This is a genomic window from Nocardia sp. NPDC059180 (assembly GCF_042754945.1).
In the GTDB taxonomy this organism is placed as follows: domain Bacteria; phylum Actinomycetota; class Actinomycetes; order Mycobacteriales; family Mycobacteriaceae; genus Nocardia.
The window spans coordinates 29,792-53,027 of record NZ_JBHZBU010000005.1 but is presented as its reverse complement, the minus strand read 5'-3'; the positions used below and the strand labels follow the sequence as shown (position 1 = coordinate 53,027).

Below are 23,236 nucleotides of genomic sequence, written 5' to 3'. Positions count from 1 at the left end.
GGTCGGAATCATCACCTGCAGGGTGGGAATCGATCACCCCATTGGCATAGCGTCACGCGATACGTCGCCCCCGCAGAGGGGGCGGGCTCATCGCTGCCCCACCGCCGCGCCGCCCGCGCGGCGAATCCACCCGATAGCCACCCATCGCACTGGTAGGGTCGCCCCGCAGCAGGCGTGATCCCATCCATGACAAGCCCTTCGAGGTGGTCGATGATGACAAGCAAGCTCGCTTTCGCCGTTCCGGCGGCTTCCGCTCTTGCCGTGGCCGCGCTGGCCGTGACGGCGGCGCCGGCGGCGGCAGTGAACGGCGGCAAGTTCCAAACCGTGTACTCGCTGACCGAAGGTCTGTGCGTCGCGCAGATCGAGGCGTCGGTGAACGGGGACGGTTATCCCGAACACGCGGCGTTCACGGTCGGGTCGACCATGTGGGGCGTCGGTGAGTGCCAGCTGCCGGTCACGCTGAACTGGCGCAATCTCGAGACCGGCGAGACGGGCAGCAAGACCCAGACGCCGCACGGACCCGGTTACTGGATGAACGACGGTAAGTCGGCGCTGTTCGCGCCGGGCATCGGGAAGTTCTCGGCGACCATCACCATCGGACCGGCGCATATCCCCGAGCCGGGGACCATCGAGTTCACCGTCGCCGAATACCAGGGCTGAGCGGCACCGGCTGCCAGGCCAACGCATGACCACCACGATCGTCGCGGTCGCGGTCACCGTCGCGGTGCTCGTGGTGGCACTGCTGATCTGGTCACGAACGCGCCGCGTCGTGACGACTCCGGCCGAGCGTGCTGTGCATTCGGCGCTGCACACCGCTTCACTAGCCGCACGGCCGTTGCGGCGCGGGCTCGATGAGAAGTCCGCAGCCGAGGCCGCACCGCATCTGCGTGCGCTGACCGGGGCGGAAGCGCTTGGGGTAGCCGATGCGGGAGCGTCGCTGCTGGCCTGGGACGGCCCCCATGCCGATCTGGCCGATCGGTTCGCGGAGGCTGCGCAGCGCGCCATGTCGGGTGAACGCCCGGTGCTCGTCGGCGGACCCGGTGGGCAGGCGCGCGCACGGGGCGGCGATCATGCCGGGCGCACGCTCATCGCGCAGCCGTTGATCATCGAGGGCACCGGTGTGGTGGGCGCGCTCGGCGTCGTCACCATCGGCACCCCGGGCCCCGGCACGCTCGGCGCCGTCGCGGAGGTCGCCCGCTATGCCTGCGGTCAGCTGGAGCTGGCCGAACTCGACGCGTCGCGGGCGCGGCTGGACCGGGCCGAGGTGCGTGCGCTGCGGGCGCAGATCAGCCCGCATTTCATCTACAACGCGCTCAACACCATCGCCTCGTTCGTGCGCACCGATCCGGCCAGGGCCCGCGAACTCATCCTCGAATTCGCCGACTTCACCCGCTACTCGTTCCGCGCCGCGGGCGAATACACGGTGCTGGCCGATGAATTGCGCAATATCGAACGCTATCTGGCGCTCGAGCGAGCCCGGTTCGGTGACGCGCTACAGGTCAGGTTGCAGATCGCGCCGGAGGTCCTCGGCGTGGTGCTGCCGTTCCTCGCGTTGCAACCGCTGGTGGAAAACGCTGTGCGCCACGGCTTGGCCGGATCATCGGAGGGCGGCACCGTCAGTATCGCGGCCGCCGATGCGGGGACCGACTGTGTGATCAGCGTCGAAGACGACGGGGCGGGCATGGATCCGGAGCTGCTACGCTCCGGTGAGCTCGACGCCGTCGAATCCGGTTCCGGCGCCACCGCTTCCAGCGAATCGGCACACGTCGGTCTCGCCAATGTGGACGACCGCCTGCGCGCGGCGTTCGGCAACGACTACGGGCTGGTGGTCGAGACCGCCCCCGGCGCGGGCACCAAGGTCAGCATGCGTGTGCCGAAATTCCGCGCCGGAATCCAAGCGTGAGCCGGCTGTGCTGAGATAACCTCGGTGCCGTCGAGGTCGGGCACCCGAGCCAATCCGACGATGTCTCGGCGCACGGGCGTCCTCGGTACGCATCGTCCGGCACGCCACGGATCGGCACTCGGACGGGCTCTGCCTGGTGCTGATCCGTCGCCTCGATCTGGCCGATCAGCAGACTGCGGCCTACAGCAGCATCCCACCCGCCCGCCGCACACTGTCTACGATGGGTGGGCTGTGATGTAGGACACCGAAAGGGGCTGGCGATGCTGCGGGTGCTGGCCGTCGACGACGAGAAGCCTGCCCTGGACGAGCTGGTCTACCTGCTGAGGGCGCAGCCGGCGGTGACCGAGATCCACGCCGCGAGTGACGCCACCAGCGCGCTGCGGCTGCTGCGGGCCAACCCGGTCGACGCGGTGTTCCTCGATATCAATATGCCGGGGCTGGACGGGATGGAACTCGCCGGAATCCTGTCGGAATTCGCCGCTCCCCCCGCGGTGGTCTTCGTGACCGCACACGATGACAAAGCTGTCGCCGCTTTCGACCTCGGCGCGGTGGACTATCTACTCAAACCGTTGCGAGAGGCGCGCCTGGCCGAGGCCGTGCGTCGCATTGCCGCCGCCCGAACCACCACCGCCACGCCCGCCGAATCCGATCCCGAATCGGCCGACACCAACGAGGTCATCCCGGTGGAACTCGGCGGGGTCACCACGCTGGTGCACCGATCCAGCGTCAGCTGGGTGGAGGCCGACGGCGACTACGCCAGACTGCACACCAGCGCCGGATCACATCTGGTCCGCATCCCGCTCTCGGCGCTCGAGGCGCGCTGGCAGGACGCCGGATTCCTGCGGGTGCACCGCTCGTATCTGGTGGCATTGCGGCAGGTGACGGGCCTGCGCACGGTCGGTAGCGGCACCGTGGTGTGCCTGCGCGGTGAAGGGGCAGCGGCGGCAGTGGAACTACCCGTCAGCCGGCGTCAGGTGCGTGAGCTCAAACAGCGCCTGGTTCGCGGCCCGCGCCAGACCTGGACCGGCCGATGACGAGCCCGCAGCCGCGCCCGCCCCGCGAACGCGTGGTGCTGGCCGAGCGGCGCGGCGCCCGCCGGGTGCACACCAGGATGGAGGTGGCCGAGCAGACCGAAATCGGCGCCGCCATGATCGGCGGGCTCATTCGCGCCCAGCTAGGGCTCGCCCTGCGCCTGGCCCTGGTGACGGTGGCGGCGCTCGGCGCGCTACCGCTGCTGTTCGGGATCGAGTCCCTGGCAGGCGCGCACGTTCTCGGCATCCGGCTACCGTGGCTGCTGCTCGGTGTCGCCGCCTATCCGGCGCTGTATGTGATCGGCCGCCTCTATGTGCGGCTGGCCGAACGCAACGAGCACGATTTCCTCGAACTGGCCGAGGACTGAGATGGCCGACGCGTCGACGGCCGGAACCTGGCTGACGGTGGCGGCGCTACTGCTCGCGGCGGCGGCCACGGTGATCATCGGCGGGTACGGGGTCCGGTTGGCGCGCACCACCTCCGACTTCCTGGTGGCTTCGCGCAGCGTTGGCCCGCGCTGGAACGCGGCGGCAGTGTCGGGTGAATACCTGTCGGCGGCTTCGTTTCTCGGTGTCGCCGGGCTGATCGCCAAGTACGGTGCCGACGCCCTGTGGTATCCGGTCGGGTTCACCGCGGGTTATGTCGGGTTGCTGCTGTTCGTCGCGGCGCCGCTGCGCCGATCGGGCGCCTACACGGTGCCCGATTTCGCCGAGTTCCGGCTCGGCTCATTGCGTTTGCGGCGGCTCGCGGCGCTGGTGGTGGTGCTGATCTGCGGGGTGTATCTGATCCCCCAGTTCCAGGGCGCGGGCCTGACGCTGCGCATCCTGCTCGGTGTTCCGGGCTGGGTGGGTGCGGTGGCGGTCGGTGCGATCGTGATCGCCAATGTGGTCGGCGGCGGCATGCGCTCCATCACGCTGGTGCAGGCCTTCCAGTACTGGCTGAAACTCACCGCGGTCGCGCTGCCCGCGCTGGTACTGCTCGGACATTTTCTCGGCGCGCAACAGCCCGTGGGCTCCCCTGCCCCGCCGACGGTCACCCAGCCCACCACCGTCGAAGTCACCACACCGGTAATCGTGCAGGTCGACGCACCGCAGCGGGTGACGATCACCGGCACGGTCGACGGCCGCAGCGTCGACGGTCCGGTCTCGCTCGGTCCCGGCGAACACGAGCTGGCCGCCGATACCCGGCTCGTGCTGGACGCGGGCGCCACAGTGCCGGTAGTCGCAGGCGCACCCGCCGACGGCGCGGCCTGGCTGCTGCCCGGCGGCGGCTTCGGCGATCCGCATCCGCTGTATCAGGTGTATTCGCTGATCATCGCCACCTTCCTCGGCACCATGGGCCTGCCGCATGTGCTGGTGCGCTTCTACACCAACCCCGACGGTCGCACCGCCCGCGCCACCGCGCTGGCCGTGATCGGGCTGGTCGGCGGGTTCTATCTGTTCCCGATCCTGCTCGGGGTGTTCGCGCGCCTGTATGTGCCGCAGCTGCTCATCACCGGCACTTCCGATGCGGCGGTGCTGCTGCTTCCGGGTTCGGTGCTCGACGGCCTGCCCGGTCAGCTGCTGGCCGCGCTGGTCGCCGCAGGCGCGATCGCGGCGTTCCTCGCGACCTCGTCCGGTCTGCTGGTCAGCATCGCGGGCGTGCTCAGCACCGATGTGCTGCGCGGGCGTATCCGTGATTTCCGTGCGGCGGCGCTGGTGGCCGGTGCGGTACCGCTCGGGCTGTCGCTGACGGTGGTCTCGCTGGACCTGTCCCGAACGGTGGGCCTGGCCTTCGCGGTCGCGGCCTCCACGCTGTGCCCGCTGCTGGTGCTCGGCATCTGGTGGCGTGGGCTCACCGCCTCCGGTGCTGTCGCCGGGCTGATCATCGGCGGGCTGGCCTCCGGCGGGGCGACCGTGGTGTCGGTGCTCGGTGGGGTGTCCGCCGAGCCGGCCGGTGGCTGGCCCGCCGCGCTGCTCGGCTATCCGGCGGCGATCAGCGTGCCGCTGGCGTTCGCGACGATGATCGCGGTCAGCATGCTGACCCGGCGTCAGGACGCGCTGACCGTGGCGCGCATCTTCGTCCGCATGCACGCGCCCGAACGCCTCGGCATGGGCGCCGATCGCGAAGGCGGGCTGTCGGCGGGCTGACCGTTCGTCGCGCCCATCCGACCGTTCACCGCACGGTCGACTACGCCTGCCGAGTGACCCAGGCCACAGCATTTTCCGCAGCTGACTCCGGTCGTAACTTCGATACACACCGTAAGCCACGTCACAGGTAGGGACCGGGTGATGACCACAACCGATACCGACGCCGCACCGCCGCGGCGCACCCCGACTCCGGAGGAATTCGTCCGGATGCAGGCCAGCCCGGAATTCCAGGAACTACGAACCCGATTGCGGCGCTTCGTGTTCCCGATGACCGCACTGTTCCTCACCTGGTACCTGGTGTACGTGCTGCTCGGCGCGTACGCGCACGACTTCATGGCCACCAGGCTGTTCGGCAATATCAATGTCGGGCTGGTACTCGGCCTCGGACAGTTCGTGTCCACCTTCGTCATCACCGGGCTCTATGTCCGGTTCGCCAACCGGGAACTCGACCCGCGTGCCGCGGCCATCCGCGAGGAACTCGAAGGGGTCAAGGCATGAACCTGCACTATCTGGCCGCCGACGCCACCGTCGGCAATCCGGTCGCCAACATCAGCATTTTCGCGCTGTTCGTCGCGGTCACCATGATCGTGGTCATTCGCGCCAGCCGCAAGAACACCACCGCCGCCGACTATTTCACCGGTGGACGTGGCTTCTCCGGCCCGCAGAACGGCATCGCCATCGCAGGCGACTACCTGTCCGCGGCCAGCTTCCTCGGTATCGCGGGCGCCATCGCCGTCTACGGCTACGACGGGTTCCTCTACTCCATCGGCTTCCTGGTGGCATGGCTGGTCGCGCTCTTGCTGGTGGCCGAAATGCTGCGCAACACCGGCAAGTTCACCATGGCCGATGTGTTGAGCTTTCGGTTGAAGCAGGGGCCGGTGCGCACCGCGGCGGCACTGACCACCCTGACTGTGTCGCTGTTCTATCTGCTGGCGCAGATGGCGGGCGCGGGCGGCCTGGTGGCGCTGCTGCTCGATATCTCCAGCAAGACCGGACAGGCCATCGTGATCGCGGTGGTCGGCGTGCTGATGATCGTCTACGTGCTCGTCGGCGGGATGAAGGGCACCACCTGGGTGCAGATCATCAAGGCGGTGCTGCTGATCACCGGCGCCGCGGTGATGACCGTCGTGGTGTTCGCCAAGTACGGGTTCGACCTGTCGGAGATCCTCGGTTCCGCGCAGGCCGCGGTGAGCGGTTCGGCCAATGACGCCGTCGCCGCACGCGATGTGCTCGCCCCCGGCGCCCAGTACGGCGGCAGCGAGATGTCGAAGCTGAACTTCCTGTCCCTCGGTCTCGCACTGGTCCTGGGTACCGCGGGTCTGCCGCATGTGCTGATGCGGTTCTACACCGTGCCAACGGCCAAGGAAGCGCGGCGTTCGGTGGTCTGGGCGATCGCTCTGATCGGCGCGTTCTACCTGTTCACCCTGGTACTCGGCTACGGCGCGGCGGCCATCGTCGGCCCGGACAAGATCCTCGCCGCGGCCGGTGGCCAGAACTCGGCGGCCCCGCTGCTGGCCTTCGAACTCGGCGGTGTGCTGCTGCTCGGTGTGATCTCCGCGGTCGCGTTCGCCACCATCCTCGCGGTGGTGGCCGGCCTGACGATCACCGCATCGGCGTCGTTCGCCCACGACATCTATGCCAGCGTGCTCAAGCGCGGCAAGGCCGATGAGGCCAGCCAGGTGCGGGTCTCGCGCTACACCGCCGTAGTGATCGGCCTGCTGGCCATCGGGCTCGGCATCCTGGCCAACGGACAGAACATCGCCTTCCTGGTGGCGCTGGCCTTCGCGGTCGCGGCGGCGGCGAACCTGCCGACCATCCTGTACTCGCTGTTCTGGCGGCGATTCAACACCACCGGCGCGTTGTGGAGCATGTACGGCGGCCTGATCTCGACCATCGTGCTGATCGTGTTCTCCCCTGCGGTATCGGGTTCCAAGTCGGCGATGATCCCCGGATCCGACTTCTCCTGGTTCCCGCTGTCCAACCCCGGCATCGTGTCCATCCCGCTGGCCTTCGCGCTCGGCATCGCCGGCACCCTCGTCGGCGGCCGCGACCGCGAGGACCCGGACAAGGCCGCCGAGATGGAGGTGCGCTCGCTGACCGGTGTGGGCGCGGAGAAGGCGGTGGTGCACTGATCACTGACCGCTCCCCGTTGTCCCCCTTGCTCATTCGTTAGGAGTTAGCGCGTTGACCACCGTCACCGTCGACCATCTCGACAGCCCCGCCGCCTACCCGCCCGCACCCGAATTCGCCGCCGACGCCAATGCCGGTGCCGCCCTGTACGACCGGGCAGCCGCGGATCGGCTCGAATTCTGGGCCGAGCAGGCCCGGCGGCTGCACTGGGACCGGCCGTGGAGTCAGGTGCTGGATTGGAGCAACGCGCCGTACGCGGAGTGGTTCGTCGGCGGCACGCTCAATGTGGCCTACAACTGCGTCGACCGGCATGTGCTCGACGGCCACGGCGAGCAGGTCGCCATCCACTGGGAGGGTGAGCCGGGCGATTCCCGGTCCATCACCTACCGGGAGCTGCTCGCGGAGGTCAGCCGTGCGGCGAACCACTTCACCGAGCTCGGGCTGGTCGCCGGTGACCGGGTGGCGATCTATATGCCGATGGTGCCGGAGGCCATCGTGGCCATGCTCGCCTGTGCACGCCTGGGCCTGACGCATTCGGTGGTGTTCGCCGGGTTCTCGCCCACCGCGCTGCGGCAGCGGGTCGACGATGCCGGTGCCCGCCTGGTGGTCACCACCGACGGGCAGTGGCGCCGCGGAACGGCGGCGCCACTGAAGGCGGCGGTGGACGAGGCGCTGGGTGCACCAGGCGATACCACGGTGGAGCACGTGCTGGTGGTGCGCCGCACCGAGATCGAGGTGCCCTGGACCGAGGGCCGCGACCTGTGGTGGCACGAAACCGTCGCCCAAGCCTCCCCCCAACACCACGCCCAAGCCTTCGACGCCGAACACCCCCTGTTCATCCTCTACACCTCCGGCACCACCGGAAAACCCAAAGGCATCCTGCACACCAGCGGCGGCTACCTCACCCAAACCGCCTACACCCACCACAACGTCTTCGACCACAAACCCGGCGCCGACGTCTACTGGTGCACCGCCGACATCGGCTGGGTCACCGGCCACAGCTACATCGTCTACGGCCCCCTCGCCAACCGCGCCACCCAAGTCGTCTACGAAGGCACCCCCAACTCCCCCGACGAGCACCGGCATTTCGAGATCATCGAAAAGTACGGCGTGACGATCTATTACACCGCACCCACCTTGATCCGCACGTTCATGAAGTGGGGCAGGCAGATTCCGGATGCGCACGATCTGTCGTCGCTGCGAGTGCTCGGTTCGGTCGGTGAGCCGATCAATCCGGAGGCGTGGCGCTGGTACCGCGAGGTCATCGGCGCGGGCAAGGCGCCCATCGTCGACACCTGGTGGCAGACCGAGACCGGGTCCATCATGATTTCGCCGCTGCCGGGCGTCACCGCGGCCAAACCCGGTGCCGCCATGACCCCGCTGCCCGGTATCTCGGCGCGCGTCGTCGATGACGACGGCACCGAACTCGACCGCGACAAGTCGGGACTGCTGGTGCTGGATCAGCCGTGGCCGTCGATGCTGCGCGGCATATGGAACGATCCGCAGCGCTTCCAGGAAACCTACTGGGACCGGTTCGGGGTCTCCGGCTGGTACTTCGCCGGAGACGGCGCCCGGCTCGACGCCGACGGTGATCTGTGGGTGCTCGGCCGGGTCGATGACGTCATGAACGTCTCCGGCCACCGCATCTCCACCGCCGAGGTGGAATCGGCCCTTGTCGCCCACGGGGCCGTCGCCGAAGCCGCCGTGGTGGGTGCCACCGACGCCACCACCGGACAGGCCATCGTCGCCTTCACCATCCTCACCGCCGAGGCAGGCGCGGCCGACGACGACCGCGCCGGATTGGTCACCCAACTGAAAGCCGAAGTTGCTCAGCAGATCAGCCCGATCGCCCGCCCCCGCGATATCCATATCGTGCCGGAGCTGCCGAAAACTCGCAGCGGCAAGATCATGCGCCGCCTGCTGCGCGACGTCGCCGAGGGCCGCGAGCTCGGCGACACCTCGACGTTGGTCGACCCGACAGTGTTCGAGTCCATAGCCCGCGGGTAATCCCCGTGCATGCGGCGGACCCGGTCCGTGAGGGGGACCGGGTCCGCCGTTGGGTATTTCGGACCGGCCGCCGCGCAGGACAACCATACCCAAGTGGACGCATGACCTGGCGCGCTCCGAGATACCTTGCGCGGAGCGGTTATTCAGAGTTGGAGTACCTTCTTGCGCATGGAGGTTTTGCTGCACCAGATCGACGCGTTCACCGACGCACCGTTCTCGGGTAATCCGGCTGCGGTGATGCCGTTACCGTCCTGGCTGCCCGATGCGCTGTTGCAACAACTGGCCGAGGAGAACAACCTCGCCGAGACGGCCTTCTACACCCCGGAGTTACCCGCTGACGTGGGGCCGCCACCCGGCGATTGGCCCGCCTTCCACCTGCGCTGGTTCACCCCGCGGGTGGAGGTGGAAATGTGCGGGCACGCGACGCTGGCGAGTGCGGCGCAGATCCTGACCGATATCCAGCCCGGCGCCGACCGGGTCAGTTTCTACACCCACAGTGGGTGGCTGCACGTCGATCGGACCGATGACGACGAGTATGTGCTCGACCTGCCCGTGGTGCCGTCGATCGAGACCGATCCCGATCCGGTGCTGGTCGCGGCGCTCGGCGTGCGGCCGGTGCGTGCGTACACCGGTGCCGATGCGGTGATCGTGGTGGCCACCGAGCAGGAGGTGCGTACCCTGCGGCCCGCGCTGGATCGGTTCCCGCCACTGCCACGCGGCGCCGTCGTCACCGCCCGCGGCGACGAGGTGGACTTCGTCTCCCGATTCTTCGGGCCCGGCGTCGGCGTCCCCGAAGACCCGGTGACCGGGTCCGCGCACGCGCAATTGGTCCCGCTGTGGAGCCGGGAGCTGGGCCGCAACCTGCTGACGGCCCGGCAGCTGTCGCGCCGCGGAGGATCGCTTCGCACCGAGCTGATCGGCGACCGAGTGCTGCTGATCGGGCGCTGTCGCCGGTATCTGGACGGGGTGGTCACATTGCCGGACGAGTGGTGAGGTAACCGCTGAGCTGCCGTGCCCGAGGTCAGAAGTCGGGGACCGGGCCGTCGTCGGGCGTCGTCGTCACGACATCGGTGGCGTCGGGTAGCAGCGGGGCGATCGCGAAAGCGCCCGCGACCGCGTCGGCGGGCAGTGCCTCGACAGCGCGGATTCCGTTCTGGGCAGCGAGGTTTCGCAGCTGATCCAGGCGGCCGCGCACGATCAGGCCGACCGCGCACGCGCATCCGGTACGCAGCCGGGCGACCGAGACTTCCGTGACCTTCCGCATGCGCTCGTCGACGTATCCGGACCGACGCAGCTGATCCAGCAGCAGCCAGGCGGCGTCCTCGGCCGACCGCAGCACCACCTCGTCACCGGCCGGGACCTGCACCGTCAACAACTGGGTCTGCACGCGTGGCAGCGGCACCTGATACAGCACCCGGCCGATCCGGAGACCACGCGCGCGTTCCGGAAGTTGTTGCGGGGTCTGATATTCGGTGAACGACACCAGCGCCCAGTGCTCATCGGAATCGGTGCCGGTCAGCGAATCCTGCGCCCGCGCCAGATAGTCCGCGACGGCCTCGCCCTGCTCCGGGCCCAGCCGATCGGTGGACACACCGTCCGAACGTTGCGGTTGCATCGCACCCACCACGATCAGCACGACCACGGCCACCGCGACGACCGCCGCAAACGCTACCCGCATCGCGCGCGTGGTCCGGAAACCGCCGCTGTCCTCGTCCGGCTCGGCGTCGAATCGGCCGGGTTCGCCGGACACCGTCAACACCTGTTCCGGGACGCCTGGCCTCGAAGACAACGCTCAGGCATTGCGCAGCACGTCGAGCGCGTTGGTCAGATCGGCCGGGTACTCGCTGGTGATCTCCAGGTACCGGCCGTCGGCCGGATGCTGGAAGCCGAGCGAGCGCGCGTGCAACCACTGCCGTTGCAGGCCGAGGCGTTCGGCCAGGCGGGGGTCGGCGCCGTAGGTGAGATCACCGCAGCAAGGGTGGCGGATCGCGGAGAAATGCACCCGGATCTGATGGGTGCGGCCGGTTTCCAGGTGGATGTCGAGCAGGCTCGCCGCCTGGAACGCCTCCACGGTGTCGTAGTGAGTGACGCTGGGGCGGCCGTCGGCGACGACCGCGAACTTCCAGTCGTTGCCACGGGCACGGCCGATCGGGGCATCGATCGTGCCGCTGCTGGGATCCGGATGCCCCTGCACCAGTGCGTGATACCGCTTGTCGACGGTCCGCTGTTTGAACGCACGCTTGAGCATCGTGTAGGCGTGCTCGGACTGCGCGACCACCATCACCCCGGACGTGCCGACATCGAGCCGGTGCACGATACCCTGACGTTCATGCGCGCCGGAGGTGGAGATGCGGTAGCCGGCCGCGGCCAGCCCGCCGACCACCGTCGGCCCGGTCCAGCCGACACCGGTGTGCGCGGCGACGCCGACCGGTTTGTCGACCGCGACGATGTCGTCGTCGGCGTAGAGGATCCGCATCCCCTCCACCGGTTCGGCCTCTATGGTGAGTTCGCGCTTCGGCTCGGGGAAGATCACCTCGAGCCAGGCGCCGGCGGTCAGCCGATCCGATTTGCCTGCGGCCACACCGTCCAGCTGCACCGAACCTTCTTCGGCCAGCGTCGCGACTGCCGTGCGCGAGAGGCCGAGCAGCCGGGAAAGGCCCGCATCGACTCGCATGCCGTCGAGCCCGTCGGGCACCGGCATGGTCCTTGTTTCCCTCATGCCGCGCTCCCCTCGCCGGCCTTCGCCGATTCGCCGTCGGTAGTGGTGTCGCTCGGGTCTGCAGCGCTGGTCGCGCCCGTCTTCGAGTCGGCGTCCTTCGCATCGCTCGACGGGCCTTTGGCACCGGGCTCGCCATCGGCGTCACGATCGACGGTTGCTGAATCGGCGGAGTCAGAGGCAACCGCCCCTGTGCCGGCGGCGTCGGACTCGTCCGAATCTTCACCGCGCCCGATGCGGTTTCCGTTGGGCTCGAACCCGAACACCGTCAACACGACGAGCAAGATCGCACCGCAGACGATGGCCGAGTCGGCGACATTGAACACCGGCCACCAGCCGACCGCGACGAAATCGACCACATGGCCCTGCAACGGCCCGGGCGATCGGAACAAACGGTCCACCAAGTTGCCGAGCGCACCGCCGAGCACCATGCCGAGGCCGATGGCCCACCACATGGAGCGCAGCGTGCGGCCGATGCGGATCACGCCGATCACCACGGCGGCCGCGACCAGCGTCAGCAGCCACGTCATGCTGGTCGCCATCGAGAACGCCGCGCCCGGATTGCGCACCAGGCTCAGCCGCGCGAAATCGCCGATGAGATACACCGGCTCGCCGGGGGTCAGCGTGGCAACCACGATGACCTTGCTGAGCAGGTCGAGCGCGAAGAGCACCGCCGCGATCACCAGCAACAGCCGCAGTCGCTGCGGTGGGCGCGCCGAGCCCTCGGGGGGCTGGTCGGCGGTGCTTGGCTCGGGTGGCCGGTCGTCACTCACGCCGACCATCATCTCTCGAGGCACGATCGGCGCTGTGCTGCGGTCACCGCATGTCCCAGCAGATCCTCAGGATCCGGGCGCCGCATGTCCCAGCTGACACTCAGGAAGCGGTCGTAGTCTGTTGCTCGTGACGGTGTTGTCTTCTCCCCACGCACCCCGGATCGCCCGTTCCGGAGTGCTGATCATGGTGCTCGCGGTCGGGTTGTCGGCGTTCGGTGTCGGTTGCAGCGACGGCGCCGAGCCGTCGTCGGAGGCCGAGGGCACCGAGCCGCTCGGCATCGGGCGTGAAGTGACGGTGCCGATCGCCGCCTCGGTGGCCACGGTCGAATCGCCGGGCAGCGAACCGCGCAGCTCGCTGCGTGCGGGTTTCCCGGACGGCACCGTGCAGGAGGTGACGCTGCGCACCGATCACCGCATCCAGCAGCAGATCAACGATCAGCCCGCGCGGGACTTCTCCAATCCGGCGCTGACCATCCCGTTGACGGCGCGCACCGGTACCGCGGGCGTCGATCTCACCCTCGGCGCCGTCACCACCCCCGATCCGTCGTTATCGCAGGCGCTGACCGCCGCCGACGGTTCGCACGCGGGCCTGGATATGAGCGAGTTCGGCGCGATCACCGCGCTGCGCCTCGCCCCCTCACCGGACACCTCCAACTCGGCGCGCGCGGCGATCGAGCAGGCGTTCTATCAGGCGGTGTACCAGTCGATCACGTTCCCGGACGAGCCCGTGGGCGTCGGCGCGGTGTGGACGGTGCGGCAGGAGGTGACCGGCGGTGTGTCACTCGATCAGGTGACCACCGCGACGTTGACCGAACGCGACGGCAACCGGCTCACCATCGACCTGACGGTCGCTCAGACACCGAAGTCACGGACCTGGAACCTGCCCAATGACGCGGGCACCCTCCAGATCGAGGACTACGCAATGACCGGTGCGGGCACCATCATCGTCGATCTCGGACTGCCACTGCCGGTGTCGGGTGCGATCGATATCGGCGGGCACCAGTCCTACCTCGATCCGCGCACCGATACGCGGCTGCGGCAGACGATCAGCACCAGGGTGTCCTGGAGCGAGTGAGGCCCCCGGTTGTCGCGATCGGTGTTGTTTGTCGGTGCCCGGGCCTAGGCTCGGAACCGTCCGACAACCGATCGAGACCCAGGAGGTCTTGCGATGTCCGATGTCTCCCCGATTCCCGAGGGTTATCCCCGCATCTGTCCCGGCCTCGCCATAGACGGCGCCGCCGAGGCGATCGAGTTCTACAAGAAGATTTTGGGCGCCACCGAGCGCATGCGCATGCCGGGCCAGGACGGCAAGATCGCCCACTGTGAACTTCAGGTCGGCGACTCCGTGCTAATGCTCGGTGATCCGGCTCCGGAACTGGACTTCCGCGATCCGAAGACCGTGGGCGGCACCCCGGTCAACTTCAACGTCTACGTGCCCGATTCCGATGCCGCCTACAACGCGGCCATCGCCGCGGGCGCCACCGCGATCAGGCCCGTGGAAACCCAGTTCTACGGCGATCGTTCGGGCACCTTCGCCGACCCGTGGGGTCACCAGTGGACGGTGGCCACCCACGTCGAAGACGTCGCCCCGGACGAAATGGAACGACGCATGGCCCAGTTCACCTGAGCGTCCCGACCGCTACGCGTGCCCTGGCTGGGGCATCCACCCTCAGCCAGGTGCCGCACGTCGCTCAGGCGGCGCCGCCGGGGGACGCGGGGATGAGCTTGTGCTCCTCATCGCGCAGTGAGGCGGTGACCCACCAGGCCGCCTCGACCAACACGATGCCCACCGCACCGCAGATCAACGCGGCGGTGGTCAGCGAAACGTTGGACGGGTCGAGCTTGAAGAACTCCCTGGTGAACGGAATGCTGAACAGCAGCAGGTAGGCCAGCACCGACGTCGCGAGCAGCACCACCTTCCACCACACGTAGGGCCGCGCCACGATGGCAAGCACCCAGACCGCGATCATGATCAGCGTGATGAGCGCGGTGGTGCCCGCCTGCACGGTCTGCTCCTCGGTGGCCTCCGGCCCCGCGTAGGCGATCAGATAGGCCACGAACGTGGCCACACCGATCACCACACCCGACGGGATCGCCAACCGCATCACCCGGCCGACGAAACCGGTGCGCGCCCGCTCGTTGTTCGGTGCCAGCGACAGGATGAACGCCGGAATGCCGATGGTGAACCAGGCGGCGATGGTGACGTGGCGCGGCAGGAACGGGTACCCGATCGGCTCGTAATCGAAGATCTGCGAGCCGATACCGGCCAGGCCGACCAGGAATGCCAGCAGCACCGAGTACACGGTCTTGGTGAGGAACAGATTCGAGACCCGCTCGATATTGCCGATCACCCGGCGGCCCTCACCCACCACATATGGCAGGGTCGCGAACTTGTTGTCCAGCAGCACGATCTGGGCCACCGCGCGGGTGGCGGGGCTACCCGAGCCCATCGCGACGCCGATATCGGCGTCCTTGAGCGCGAGCACATCGTTCACGCCGTCACCGGTCATGGCGACGGTATGCCCGCGTGATTGCAGCGCGCCGACCATGGCACGTTTCTGATCGGGGCGCACTCGGCCGAAGGTGGTCTGTTCATCGAGCACGTCGGCGAGCGCCGCACGGTCCTCCGGCAGTCCGCGCGCATCGACCGCATGGTCGCCGCCGGGCAGGTCGAGCGAGGAGGCCACCGCACCGACCGACACCGCGTTATCGCCGGAGATGACCTTGATCGACACGTTCTGGCTCGCGAAATAGTCCAGCGTCTCGCGGGCGTCCGGGCGCACCTTCTGCTCCAGCACCACCAGCGCGGCCGGAGTCACGGTGCCGGGCGCGTCCGGCGCGTCGACGGGACGGTCCCCGCGCGCGAGCAACAGGATGCGCAGCCCGGACGCGCCGAGATCCTCGGCCATCCGCGCATCCTCCGAACCAGGATCCAGCAGCACATCCGGCGCGCCGAGCAGCCAGTCACCGTGCTCGCCGTAGGAGAACCCGCTCCATTTCTTGGCCGAGGAGAACGGCGCGACCGCGGTGTACTGCCAGTTCGGCCGGTCGGGCAGTCCCTCGGCGATCGCCTGCACGCTGGCATTGGGCCGCGGATCGTCGCCGGCCATGGCGGCCAGCGCCCGGCGCACCTCGGCGTCGTCGGCCGAGCCCAGCACCTTGATATCGGCCAGGCGCATACCGTTCTCGGTCAGGGTGCCGGTCTTGTCCGCACACACCACATCGACCCGGGCCAGACCCTCGATCGCGGGCAATTCCTGCACCAGGCATTGGCGCCGGCCGAGCCGCACCACACCGACGGCGAACGCGATCGAGGTCATCAGCACCAGGCCCTCGGGGACCATCGGCACCAGCGCCGCCACCATGCCGCTGACCGCCGGCCGCCACGGCTGACCACTGGAGAACAGCTGGTTGTAGATGATCAACGCACCGGCTGGGATCAGCAGGTAGGTGATGACCTTGAGAATGGTGTTGATGCCATTGCGCAGTTCGGAATTGACCAGGGTGAATTTGCTGGCCTCCTCGGCCAGTTTGGCCGCGTAGGCATCCCGGCCGACCTTGGTGGCCCGGTAGGCACCGGATCCCGACACCACATAGCTGCCCGAGAGGACCTGCGCGCCCAGCTCCTTGTGCACCGCGTCGGCTTCACCGGTGAGCAGCGATTCGTCGACCTCGAGCAGCTCGGATTCGGTGACCTCACCATCGACCACGATCTGATCGCCGGGGCCGAGCTCGATCAGCTCGTCGAGCACCACATCCTTCGGCGCGATCTGCTCGGAACTGCCGTCGCGGCGCACCGTCGGCTTGGCCTGGCTGACGATGGCCAGCTGATCGAGGGTGCGTTTGGCGCGGATCTCCTGAATGATGCCGACCGCGCTGTTGGCGACGATGAGCAGACCGAACATGCCGTCGATCACCGACCCGGTGGCCATCACCAGCACGAACAGCACGCCGAGGATGGCGTTGATCCTGGTGAAGACATTGGCGCGGACGATGTCGCGCACCGAGCGGCTGGCCCGGTCGGGCACATCGTTGGTGCGGCCGTCACGACGGCGCTCGGCCACCTCGGCAGCGGTCAGCCCGGTCGAACGCGGCGCCTGCACGGATATCGACATGGCTGCCAGCCTAAGCGACGGCCGATCGCGCAGCCCGCCATCGGCGGTGTGCCCGGCCCGGTCGGCGCGCACCGCCGGACATGATGCGGCGGTACAGGTCAGGGCGAAGTACCGTCGGACGAGTGCGGCGGACCGAGTCGATCCCAGGTGTTGGCTTCGGTATCGGGGCGTATGCGTCCTGGGGCGCGTTCCCTGCCTTCTTCGGTCTGCTGGCCTTCGCCCCCGCCACCGAAGTGCTCGCCCAACGCATTCTGTGGACCCTGGTGGTGGTGCTGATCGTGTTGGTCGCGGTGGGCAGGCTGGGTGAGCTGCGTCAGATCTCGGCAAGCACCTGGCGTTACGCGGCGGTGGCGTCGGCGGCGATCTCGCTGAACTGGGGTGTGTACGTCTACGGCGTCATCTCCGAACAGGTCGTGCAATGCGCCCTCGGCTACTTCATCAATCCGCTGGTGACGGTGGCGTTCGGGGTGATCATCTTCCGGGAGCGGCTGGCCGGCGCGCAGTGGGTGGCACTCGGGCTCGGCGCTGCGGCGGTCGCGGTGCTCACCGTCGATTACGGCAGGCCGCCGCTCATCGCGATCACGCTGGCGTGTTCGTTCGCCATCTACGGCTTGGTCAAGAAGGTGATCCCCCTGGACGCGCTGCGCGGGGTGGCGGCCGAAGGCCTGATCGCGGCGCCGTTCGCGCTGATGTTCGTGATCGTGCTCGCCGTCACCGGACGGGGCACCTTCGGCGGTGACTTCTCCGATACCGCGCTGCTGATGTCGACCGGGCCGGTCACACTGGTCCCGTTGCTGCTGTTCGCGGTTGCCGCGCAACGGGTCCCGCTGTCGACGATGGGCCTCCTGCAATACCTCACCCCCGCTTTACAGTTGGCATGGGGCGTCGCCGTCGCCGGTGAACCGATGCCGGCCTCGCGATGGGCCGGTTTCGCACTCATCTGGGCAGCGCTGGCGGTATTCACCGTGCACGCGCTGGTCCGCGGCCGCGGACGTTCCACCCCGCCCGAACCGGCCGAACCGGCAGTCGGCGGCCCCGACCTGGGCCCGACTCCGCGCTGAGGTTCGTCAGGGCAACGATCGCTCCGGCCGCCATACCGACTGTGAAACCGCACAGAAAAGGGGCGCGACGAGCTCGTTTCGGTTAGATTCTGCGCGATTCGATCCCGGCATCGGCGGCGGGATCACCATGGAACGCACTGATATCGGAGGTCGAGACGGCTGTGAACGACGAGATCCTGGACCGGGCCGCGGGAGCACTAGTTGGCAGCGCCGCCGGTGACGCGCTAGGCGCAGGCTATGAATTCACCCATCCCGGCCCCGACTCGGAGATCGGCATGGTCGGCGGCGGCGTCTTCGACTGGGCGCCGGGCCAATGGACCGACGACACCTCGATGGCGATGGCGATCGCGCTGGCCGCCGACAAGTCCGAGGGGGGCATCGATCTGGACGAGGTGGCGGCGGGGTTCATGCGATGGTGGGATTCGCAGCCGCCGGACGTCGGGGTGCAGACCTCGAAGGTGCTCGGTGCGGGACCGGCATCCGCACGCGATATGCAAGCAGTCGCCATGTCCTTGCCCGGGCTGACCGGCGGCAACGGCTCCCTCATGCGCACCGGGCCGGTCGCGCTGGCCTTCCTCACCCGGCCGGAGGAATGCACCCGGGCGGCGGGCGCGATCGGCCTGCTCACCCATCATGACCAACAGGCCATCGAAGCCTGCAAAATGTGGAGCCATGCCATCCGGCACGCCATCCTGGAGGCGAGCTTCGACGGCGTTCGCCAGTACGCCGCAACCTGCGCCGCCGCCGACTATTGGATGCCGCTGCTCGAACAGGCCGAAACCGGGGCCCCGCAAGACTTCCCGAAGAACGGCTGGGTGGTGCACGCTTTACAGACCGCGTGGTGGGCGATCAGCACCACCGAACAGTCGGGGCCCGAACATCTTCCGCGCGCGCTGGAACAGTGTGTGCGGGCCGGCGGCGATACCGACACCACCGCCGCCATCGCCGGTGCGCTGCTCGGTGCGCGCTGGGGTGCGTCGGCGGTGCCGTCGGGGTGGCGCGAGATCTTGCACGGGTACCCGGGGTTGACCGGCGACGATCTGGTTGCGCTTGCACATCGGATCGTGCTGAAGAACGCGGGACAGCCGACACGCGCATAAACCTGGGGTCGGTGCGCGATGGCCTTGGTCGTCGGTCACCGAGCACTGTCCACCGAACCCCGGGGCGCCAAGCGGTGCCCCGGGGTTCGGGATCAGCGGCTATCGGTCGGGGTCGGCGGCATGCACGTACCAGGCGACCGAGCCCGGCGGGGTTGCGGTGGGGGCAACGCGCCGCCCTCCGCAACCGGCCTCAGTACGAGGTGATGATGTGGCCCGGCGTCCAGGTACCCGAGCGCCTGACCTGCTCGACCGAAATCCGCGCGGCTTCGGCGTCGGAGTCCATCGGGATGAACTGCTCGATCGAGCCCCAGTCCTTGTCCCAGTCGTGGTTCAGGTAGGCGGGCAAAGTCCGTGCGGTGAACAGCAGCTGGGTCCAGCCGAGCGGCCCGCCACCGTCGTGGGCCTGCCACATATTGGTGATGGAGGCGCCGCCGCGGTCGGGCAGGATCCGGTACTGCGGCAGTTCGGAGACGCCGTAGCGGGTGGGCAGATGGTTCTGGCAGGGGAAGTTCAGCCCCACCGACCAGTCCAGCAGCACCGGGGTCTGCGCGCCGAGCAGCTCATTGATCGTGGTCGTCTGCGGTACCCGCGGCGGGGTGACGGCCAGCCACTGGTCACCGCCGAGATCCTTGTCCTCGGCGACAAGGCGCACCACATCGGCGTCACCGGGCAGCTGATCCAGCGGGACGCGCACATTGCGCCACACCGGCGCGGGGCCGATATCGAGCGGCAGGATCATGCCACGCGGTGCCACGCTGCCGTCGGGCTGGGTGGCCCCGTATTCGAGTTCGAGCCGTTGGCCCGGGCGCTCCACACCGTCGGCGTCCACCGAACGGATCCGGCCCGCCACCGCGACGGCGATGATGTCGCCGCGGCTGCCGTCGACGGCAGCTGGTAGCTGATACCAGCCGGTGGTCAGTGCGGCCGGAACCTGGTCGGCGGCGCTGAAGGTACCGAGCACCGGGGTGGTGGCCGGTTCGAGTCCGAACGGCAACGGGACGCTGCTGCCGTTCACACCGCTACCGGTCGAGGTATCGGAGGTCGACCCCGCCGATGCTTGTGCATCGCGGATCTCGTCCGGATCCGAGGACACCGTATTGGCCCGGCCGGTGCTGGTTTCGACCTCCTCGGAGACCAGCACCGGGGCAACGCCGTTGGGCGTGAACCCGGCCGATTCGCTGCCCGCCAGCGCGGTGGCGGGATCACCGGAGAGCGGACGCAGCATCGACGCGTTCGGATCCGGTTCGACGAGCACATCGTCGGCGAGCCCGCAGCCGCCCGAGAAGGTCGCGGCCAGATTCGATTTCGCCAGCGAGTACGCCGGGTACTGGGAGACGGCGGCCTTGGCGAACGAGGCCACTTCGAACACCACCATCGCGGCGGCCACGATCATCAGCACCGGCACCCGGGCGAAGCGTCCGGGCACCGAATCCGGCGCCGGTTCGGTACTCGGCCGGATATGGAACCAGGCGGCCACCGCCAGTGCGAGCACCGTCAGGCCCATCAGGAACGTCGAGAGGCCGAAGCCCGCGACCGTTGGTGGCTTGTCCCACCACGGGATGCCCCACGACGACACGTACCAATAGCCGTTGGCGGCAACGAAACTCATGGCAAGGGTGAAGAAAACCGCAGCCGCGAACAACGCCCGGTTGCGCACCGGGCGCATGACCTTCGCGCTCACGGCGACAGCGGTCAGCGCCGCGGCGCAGGCAGCAAGGCCTGCGAACACGCCGAACTGGTGATTCCACTTGGTCGGCGCGAACATCATCAGCAGCATGGCCCCGAAGGTGATGCCGATGATGCGGCGCGACGGCCCGGCCGCCGTGCCGGGGATGTGCCCGCCGCGGCGCAGCATGGTGACCACACAGACCAGCAGGCACAGCAACATCAGGAACACACCGAAACGGCGCGTGAGCCAGCCGTCACCGCTGGGCTGGATCAGGTACTGATAGCGCAGGTATTCGAAGAACCAGGATTCGCCGGGACCGATCCGGTCGTGCACGTACAGCATCTCGGTGAACGCGGTGAAGGTCCGGTCGGCGAAGATCACGGTCAGCACGACCACACCGACCGCAAGCAACGGCAGCAGCTGCGCCAGGTAGCCGACGGTCTTGGCGCGATGCACGATCACCGCCGTCATGGCGCGCGCACCGGCGATCAAGGCGGCCACACAGATCACGCCCGATGGTGCGGCGGTCAAGGTCATCGCCGCGATGAGAATCGCCAGCGCCGCGGGCAGCAGCCGCCGGGTGGCGATGGCCCGCTCGACCGACGCCCAGGTGAGGATCACGCCGGTCGCCACCACGAACTCCGCGCGCAGACCGTTGTTGTAGGGCAGCCAGAACGCCAGGAACACCAGCGCCGAGGTCCAGACCGCGATCTTGCTGCCACGCACCGCCGCGCCGAGGCGCGGTATCACCTCACGGCTGATCACCCACCAGCAGACCAGCGCCGACAGCAGCACCGGCAGCCGCACCCACGTGCTGGCGACCGACACGTTCGTCATCCAGCCGATGATGTCGGTGTAGGGCGTGTAGAACGGCGCCTCGTCGACGGAGAACCAGCGGTAGTAGTTCGACATATAGCCCGAACTCTGGGCGCCGCGCGCCATCCCGAGGATATAGCCGTCGTCGGAGGTGTTGGCGCCGATGAAATGCCACACCAGCAGCGTCGCGAACACGACCCAGTCGACCGGCTTCAGCCGCCACCAGCGCGACGGCAGGAACCGCCGGGACGAGCGCCCGTCGGTGCGGTCGAGCCGGTGCAATGCCACCAGCGATACCAGCGTCGCCAGCACAGCGAGCACGATGACGACGAGCTTGATCGGGGTCGGCGACGTGGCATACCGCGAGTCGACCTCGACGTCGACGCGCATGCCCTCTGGAGCGGCGCCGGCCAAATCGCTGAAAACACCGACGACCTGCGGTCGCACATCGCGCTCGGTGACCGCGCCCGCCGGCCCCGCACCGGTCACCGCGATCTCGGACCGGGTATTCGAGACGTTGATCGCTAGTGCGCAGCCCTGGTCGCGGACCTCGGCCAGCGGCGCCGACCACAGCAGCGTGTTGCGCGAGACGGCATCGACGCGGCCGGGGCGTTCGGGCGTATCGGCGACCACCTTGAGGACGAAGCCATAGCGCTCCATATCCGCCGACTGGCGCGGAATGGTCGAGAACACGACACCGCCGGATCCGGCCAGCTGCGAGATCGCGGCGCACGGGATCTCGGCGGTCAGCCCGATCGGGGCGTAGGACACCAGCGGAGCTTCGATACTGCGCGCTGCCTCGTCCTGCGGCCAGCTGACGGTGGCCGCATCCATGCGCACCGGCAGGAACGGCACGGCAAGCGCGCACAGCGCGCCGATGAGTGCGGCGACAATGGCGACCGGCCGAGCCCAGCCACCACGATCGGGTTGCGCCGGACGGGGTTCGGTCGTCTCGCCGGGCCGCTCGCCCGCCCACACCATCGTGTCAGCCACGGAGCCCGATACTAGCGGGTAGTGCTGTGGGGCAGTCTCGGTGCCGAGAGGTGGTGCAGCACGCTATCGGCCACCAGCGCATTCAGCTGAGCCGGGTGGGAGCCGTGCACCTGCGATCGGGGGCGCGCCGTAACTCCTTGGCCGGCCCGGTGGCTGTCCGCGGCTCGCCCGGTGCCGTTGGGGCAATTCGTACGCAGACAGAGCAGCGGCCGGTGCCCATGTCGGGCAGCGGCCGCTGTTCAGTCCGGGATGCCGGTCAGGCCGCCGGGCAGGCCGGGGACGTCAATTTGACTGCGGTCAGCATGTTGCAGGCCCAGGTCTTCTCGACCTTCCACTTGCCATCCTCGGCCACGAATGGCACATTCGCCGGGTTGTCCTGTCCGCCCAGGGTGATGGTGGCCGTGGCGTTGACGGTGTCACCGTAGGGCACCACCTCGGTCACCACGATTTTGGCGCCGGACTGCTGGTAGGCCTGCGTCAGCGTGGTCGGCAGGTTCGGGTCGGCCTCAGCACCCTGAATCATGTCCAGCTTCTCTTCGTTGGGCACATTCGGGTCGAGCGCGCGCTGCAGCTGGGCGTTGAGCTCATCGACGGTGGGGACCGGCGGCAGGTCGGCGTCAGCGGCGTCGGCGGTCGTCGACTGGCTCGTGGTGGTGGACTTGGCCGGCTTGTCCGAATCCTTGTCGTCGCTACCACACGCGGTCATGGTCAGCGCGGCGGCGACGGCCAGGCCCGCGATGGCGATGCGTCCGGTCTTACGAAGCTTCAACTGCTCGTCCTTTGCGTTCGAGT

At 68.5% G+C, this 23,236-nt stretch carries 18 protein-coding genes and 1 pseudogene; 13 read left to right on the top strand and 6 right to left on the bottom strand.

What is annotated here, in order from left to right:
• The first annotated feature begins 213 nt into the window (after positions 1 to 213).
• From ACFXNW_RS17430 to ACFXNW_RS17390, 9 genes are all read left to right on the top strand, one after another.
• Positions 214 to 660 (top strand): hypothetical protein, encoded by a 447-nt coding sequence (locus ACFXNW_RS17430; protein ID WP_379418720.1) that lies wholly within the window; start codon positions 214 to 216, stop codon positions 658 to 660.
• Between the two features lie 25 nt (positions 661 to 685).
• A complete protein-coding gene (locus ACFXNW_RS17425) occupies positions 686 to 1,903 on the top strand; it encodes a sensor histidine kinase (protein ID WP_379418719.1) in 1,218 nt (405 codons plus the stop codon).
• Between the two features lie 260 nt (positions 1,904 to 2,163).
• Positions 2,164 to 2,937 (top strand): LytR/AlgR family response regulator transcription factor, encoded by a 774-nt coding sequence (locus tag ACFXNW_RS17420; protein ID WP_379418718.1) that lies wholly within the window; start codon positions 2,164 to 2,166, stop codon positions 2,935 to 2,937.
• A complete protein-coding gene (locus ACFXNW_RS17415; protein ID WP_379418717.1) occupies positions 2,934 to 3,302 on the top strand; it encodes a hypothetical protein in 369 nt (122 codons plus the stop codon). Before ACFXNW_RS17420 ends, ACFXNW_RS17415 begins: the two co-directional genes overlap by 4 nt.
• 1 nt (position 3,303) lies before the next feature.
• A complete protein-coding gene (locus ACFXNW_RS17410; RefSeq protein WP_379418716.1) occupies positions 3,304 to 5,064 on the top strand; it encodes a cation acetate symporter in 1,761 nt (586 codons plus the stop codon).
• Positions 5,065 to 5,205: 141 nt separating this feature from the next.
• Positions 5,206 to 5,562, top strand: a complete 357-nt coding sequence (locus ACFXNW_RS17405) for a DUF485 domain-containing protein (protein WP_379418715.1) — start codon at positions 5,206 to 5,208, stop codon at positions 5,560 to 5,562.
• On the top strand, positions 5,559 to 7,196 hold the full coding sequence (locus ACFXNW_RS17400) for a cation acetate symporter (protein ID WP_379418714.1): 1,638 nt from the start codon (positions 5,559 to 5,561) through the stop codon (positions 7,194 to 7,196). Before ACFXNW_RS17405 ends, ACFXNW_RS17400 begins: the two co-directional genes overlap by 4 nt.
• Positions 7,197 to 7,248: 52 nt before the next feature.
• The gene (gene acs / locus ACFXNW_RS17395; protein ID WP_379418713.1) at positions 7,249 to 9,201 is read left to right on the top strand and encodes an acetate--CoA ligase; all 1,953 of its coding nucleotides are present in this window, start codon (positions 7,249 to 7,251) and stop codon (positions 9,199 to 9,201) included.
• A gap of 168 nt (positions 9,202 to 9,369) precedes the next feature.
• Positions 9,370 to 10,194 (top strand): PhzF family phenazine biosynthesis protein, encoded by an 825-nt coding sequence (locus tag ACFXNW_RS17390; protein WP_379418712.1) that lies wholly within the window; start codon positions 9,370 to 9,372, stop codon positions 10,192 to 10,194.
• Between the two features lie 28 nt (positions 10,195 to 10,222).
• Here ACFXNW_RS17390 and ACFXNW_RS17385 read toward each other — a convergent pair whose 3' ends face one another.
• The 3 genes and pseudogenes from ACFXNW_RS17385 to lspA form a co-directional block, all read right to left on the bottom strand.
• Positions 10,223 to 10,951: a hypothetical protein gene (locus ACFXNW_RS17385; protein ID WP_379418711.1), complete on the bottom strand. Its 729-nt coding sequence runs from the start codon at positions 10,949 to 10,951 to the stop codon at positions 10,223 to 10,225.
• Between the two features lie 42 nt (positions 10,952 to 10,993).
• Positions 10,994 to 11,920, bottom strand: a complete 927-nt coding sequence (locus tag ACFXNW_RS17380; protein ID WP_379418710.1) for an RluA family pseudouridine synthase — start codon at positions 11,918 to 11,920, stop codon at positions 10,994 to 10,996.
• Positions 11,921 to 12,147: 227 nt separating this feature from the next.
• Positions 12,148 to 12,702: pseudogene (gene lspA / locus ACFXNW_RS17375) on the bottom strand (signal peptidase II); the annotation flags it as partial.
• Positions 12,703 to 12,874: 172 nt separating this feature from the next.
• On the opposite strand from lspA, the gene ACFXNW_RS17370 reads away from it, so the two are divergent.
• Together ACFXNW_RS17370 and ACFXNW_RS17365 are read left to right on the top strand one after the other, a co-directional pair.
• Complete coding sequence (locus ACFXNW_RS17370) at positions 12,875 to 13,765, top strand: hypothetical protein (protein ID WP_379419079.1); 891 nt, start codon at positions 12,875 to 12,877, stop codon at positions 13,763 to 13,765.
• A 93-nt stretch (positions 13,766 to 13,858) separates the two neighbouring features.
• Entirely contained in the window at positions 13,859 to 14,317 is a 459-nt protein-coding gene (locus ACFXNW_RS17365) for a VOC family protein (protein WP_379418709.1), read from the top strand.
• Between the two features lie 64 nt (positions 14,318 to 14,381).
• Here the strand turns inward: ACFXNW_RS17365 and ACFXNW_RS17360 are convergent, their stop codons facing one another.
• Positions 14,382 to 16,805 carry an HAD-IC family P-type ATPase gene (locus ACFXNW_RS17360; RefSeq protein ID WP_379418708.1) on the bottom strand — a complete coding sequence of 808 codons (2,424 nt, stop codon included), beginning with the start codon at positions 16,803 to 16,805 and terminating at the stop codon, positions 14,382 to 14,384.
• A gap of 83 nt (positions 16,806 to 16,888) precedes the next feature.
• Here ACFXNW_RS17360 and rarD point away from each other — a divergent pair, with 83 nt between their 5' ends.
• Entirely contained in the window at positions 16,889 to 17,866 is a 978-nt protein-coding gene (gene rarD, locus ACFXNW_RS17355) for an EamA family transporter RarD (protein ID WP_379418707.1), read from the top strand.
• A 161-nt stretch (positions 17,867 to 18,027) separates the two neighbouring features.
• The gene (locus ACFXNW_RS17350) at positions 18,028 to 18,966 is read left to right on the top strand and encodes an ADP-ribosylglycohydrolase family protein (protein WP_379418706.1); all 939 of its coding nucleotides are present in this window, start codon (positions 18,028 to 18,030) and stop codon (positions 18,964 to 18,966) included.
• A gap of 190 nt (positions 18,967 to 19,156) precedes the next feature.
• Here ACFXNW_RS17350 and ACFXNW_RS17345 read toward each other — a convergent pair whose 3' ends face one another.
• Together ACFXNW_RS17345 and ACFXNW_RS17340 are read right to left on the bottom strand one after the other, a co-directional pair.
• The gene (locus tag ACFXNW_RS17345; RefSeq protein ID WP_379419078.1) at positions 19,157 to 22,432 is read right to left on the bottom strand and encodes an arabinosyltransferase domain-containing protein; all 3,276 of its coding nucleotides are present in this window, start codon (positions 22,430 to 22,432) and stop codon (positions 19,157 to 19,159) included.
• A 268-nt stretch (positions 22,433 to 22,700) separates the two neighbouring features.
• On the bottom strand, positions 22,701 to 23,213 hold the full coding sequence (locus ACFXNW_RS17340) for a hypothetical protein (RefSeq protein ID WP_379418705.1): 513 nt from the start codon (positions 23,211 to 23,213) through the stop codon (positions 22,701 to 22,703).
• Positions 23,214 to 23,236 lie beyond the last annotated feature (23 nt).

Coding starts and splice junctions, on each gene's coding strand:
- ACFXNW_RS17420 (WP_379418718.1), top strand. CDS start 2,164: ATGCTGCGGGTGCTGGCCGTCGACGACGAGAAGCCTGCCCTGGACGAG.
- ACFXNW_RS17380 (WP_379418710.1), bottom strand. CDS start 11,920: ATGAGGGAAACAAGGACCATGCCGGTGCCCGACGGGCTCGACGGCATG.
- ACFXNW_RS17410 (WP_379418716.1), top strand. CDS start 3,304: ATGGCCGACGCGTCGACGGCCGGAACCTGGCTGACGGTGGCGGCGCTA.
- ACFXNW_RS17405 (WP_379418715.1), top strand. CDS start 5,206: ATGACCACAACCGATACCGACGCCGCACCGCCGCGGCGCACCCCGACT.
- ACFXNW_RS17365 (WP_379418709.1), top strand. CDS start 13,859: ATGTCCGATGTCTCCCCGATTCCCGAGGGTTATCCCCGCATCTGTCCC.
- ACFXNW_RS17345 (WP_379419078.1), bottom strand. CDS start 22,432: ATGGTGTGGGCGGGCGAGCGGCCCGGCGAGACGACCGAACCCCGTCCG.
- rarD (WP_379418707.1), top strand. CDS start 16,889: ATGCGGCGGTACAGGTCAGGGCGAAGTACCGTCGGACGAGTGCGGCGG.
- ACFXNW_RS17425 (WP_379418719.1), top strand. CDS start 686: ATGACCACCACGATCGTCGCGGTCGCGGTCACCGTCGCGGTGCTCGTG.
- ACFXNW_RS17390 (WP_379418712.1), top strand. CDS start 9,370: ATGGAGGTTTTGCTGCACCAGATCGACGCGTTCACCGACGCACCGTTC.
- ACFXNW_RS17430 (WP_379418720.1), top strand. CDS start 214: ATGACAAGCAAGCTCGCTTTCGCCGTTCCGGCGGCTTCCGCTCTTGCC.
- ACFXNW_RS17415 (WP_379418717.1), top strand. CDS start 2,934: ATGACGAGCCCGCAGCCGCGCCCGCCCCGCGAACGCGTGGTGCTGGCC.
- ACFXNW_RS17370 (WP_379419079.1), top strand. CDS start 12,875: ATGGTGCTCGCGGTCGGGTTGTCGGCGTTCGGTGTCGGTTGCAGCGAC.
- ACFXNW_RS17360 (WP_379418708.1), bottom strand. CDS start 16,805: ATGTCGATATCCGTGCAGGCGCCGCGTTCGACCGGGCTGACCGCTGCC.
- ACFXNW_RS17400 (WP_379418714.1), top strand. CDS start 5,559: ATGAACCTGCACTATCTGGCCGCCGACGCCACCGTCGGCAATCCGGTC.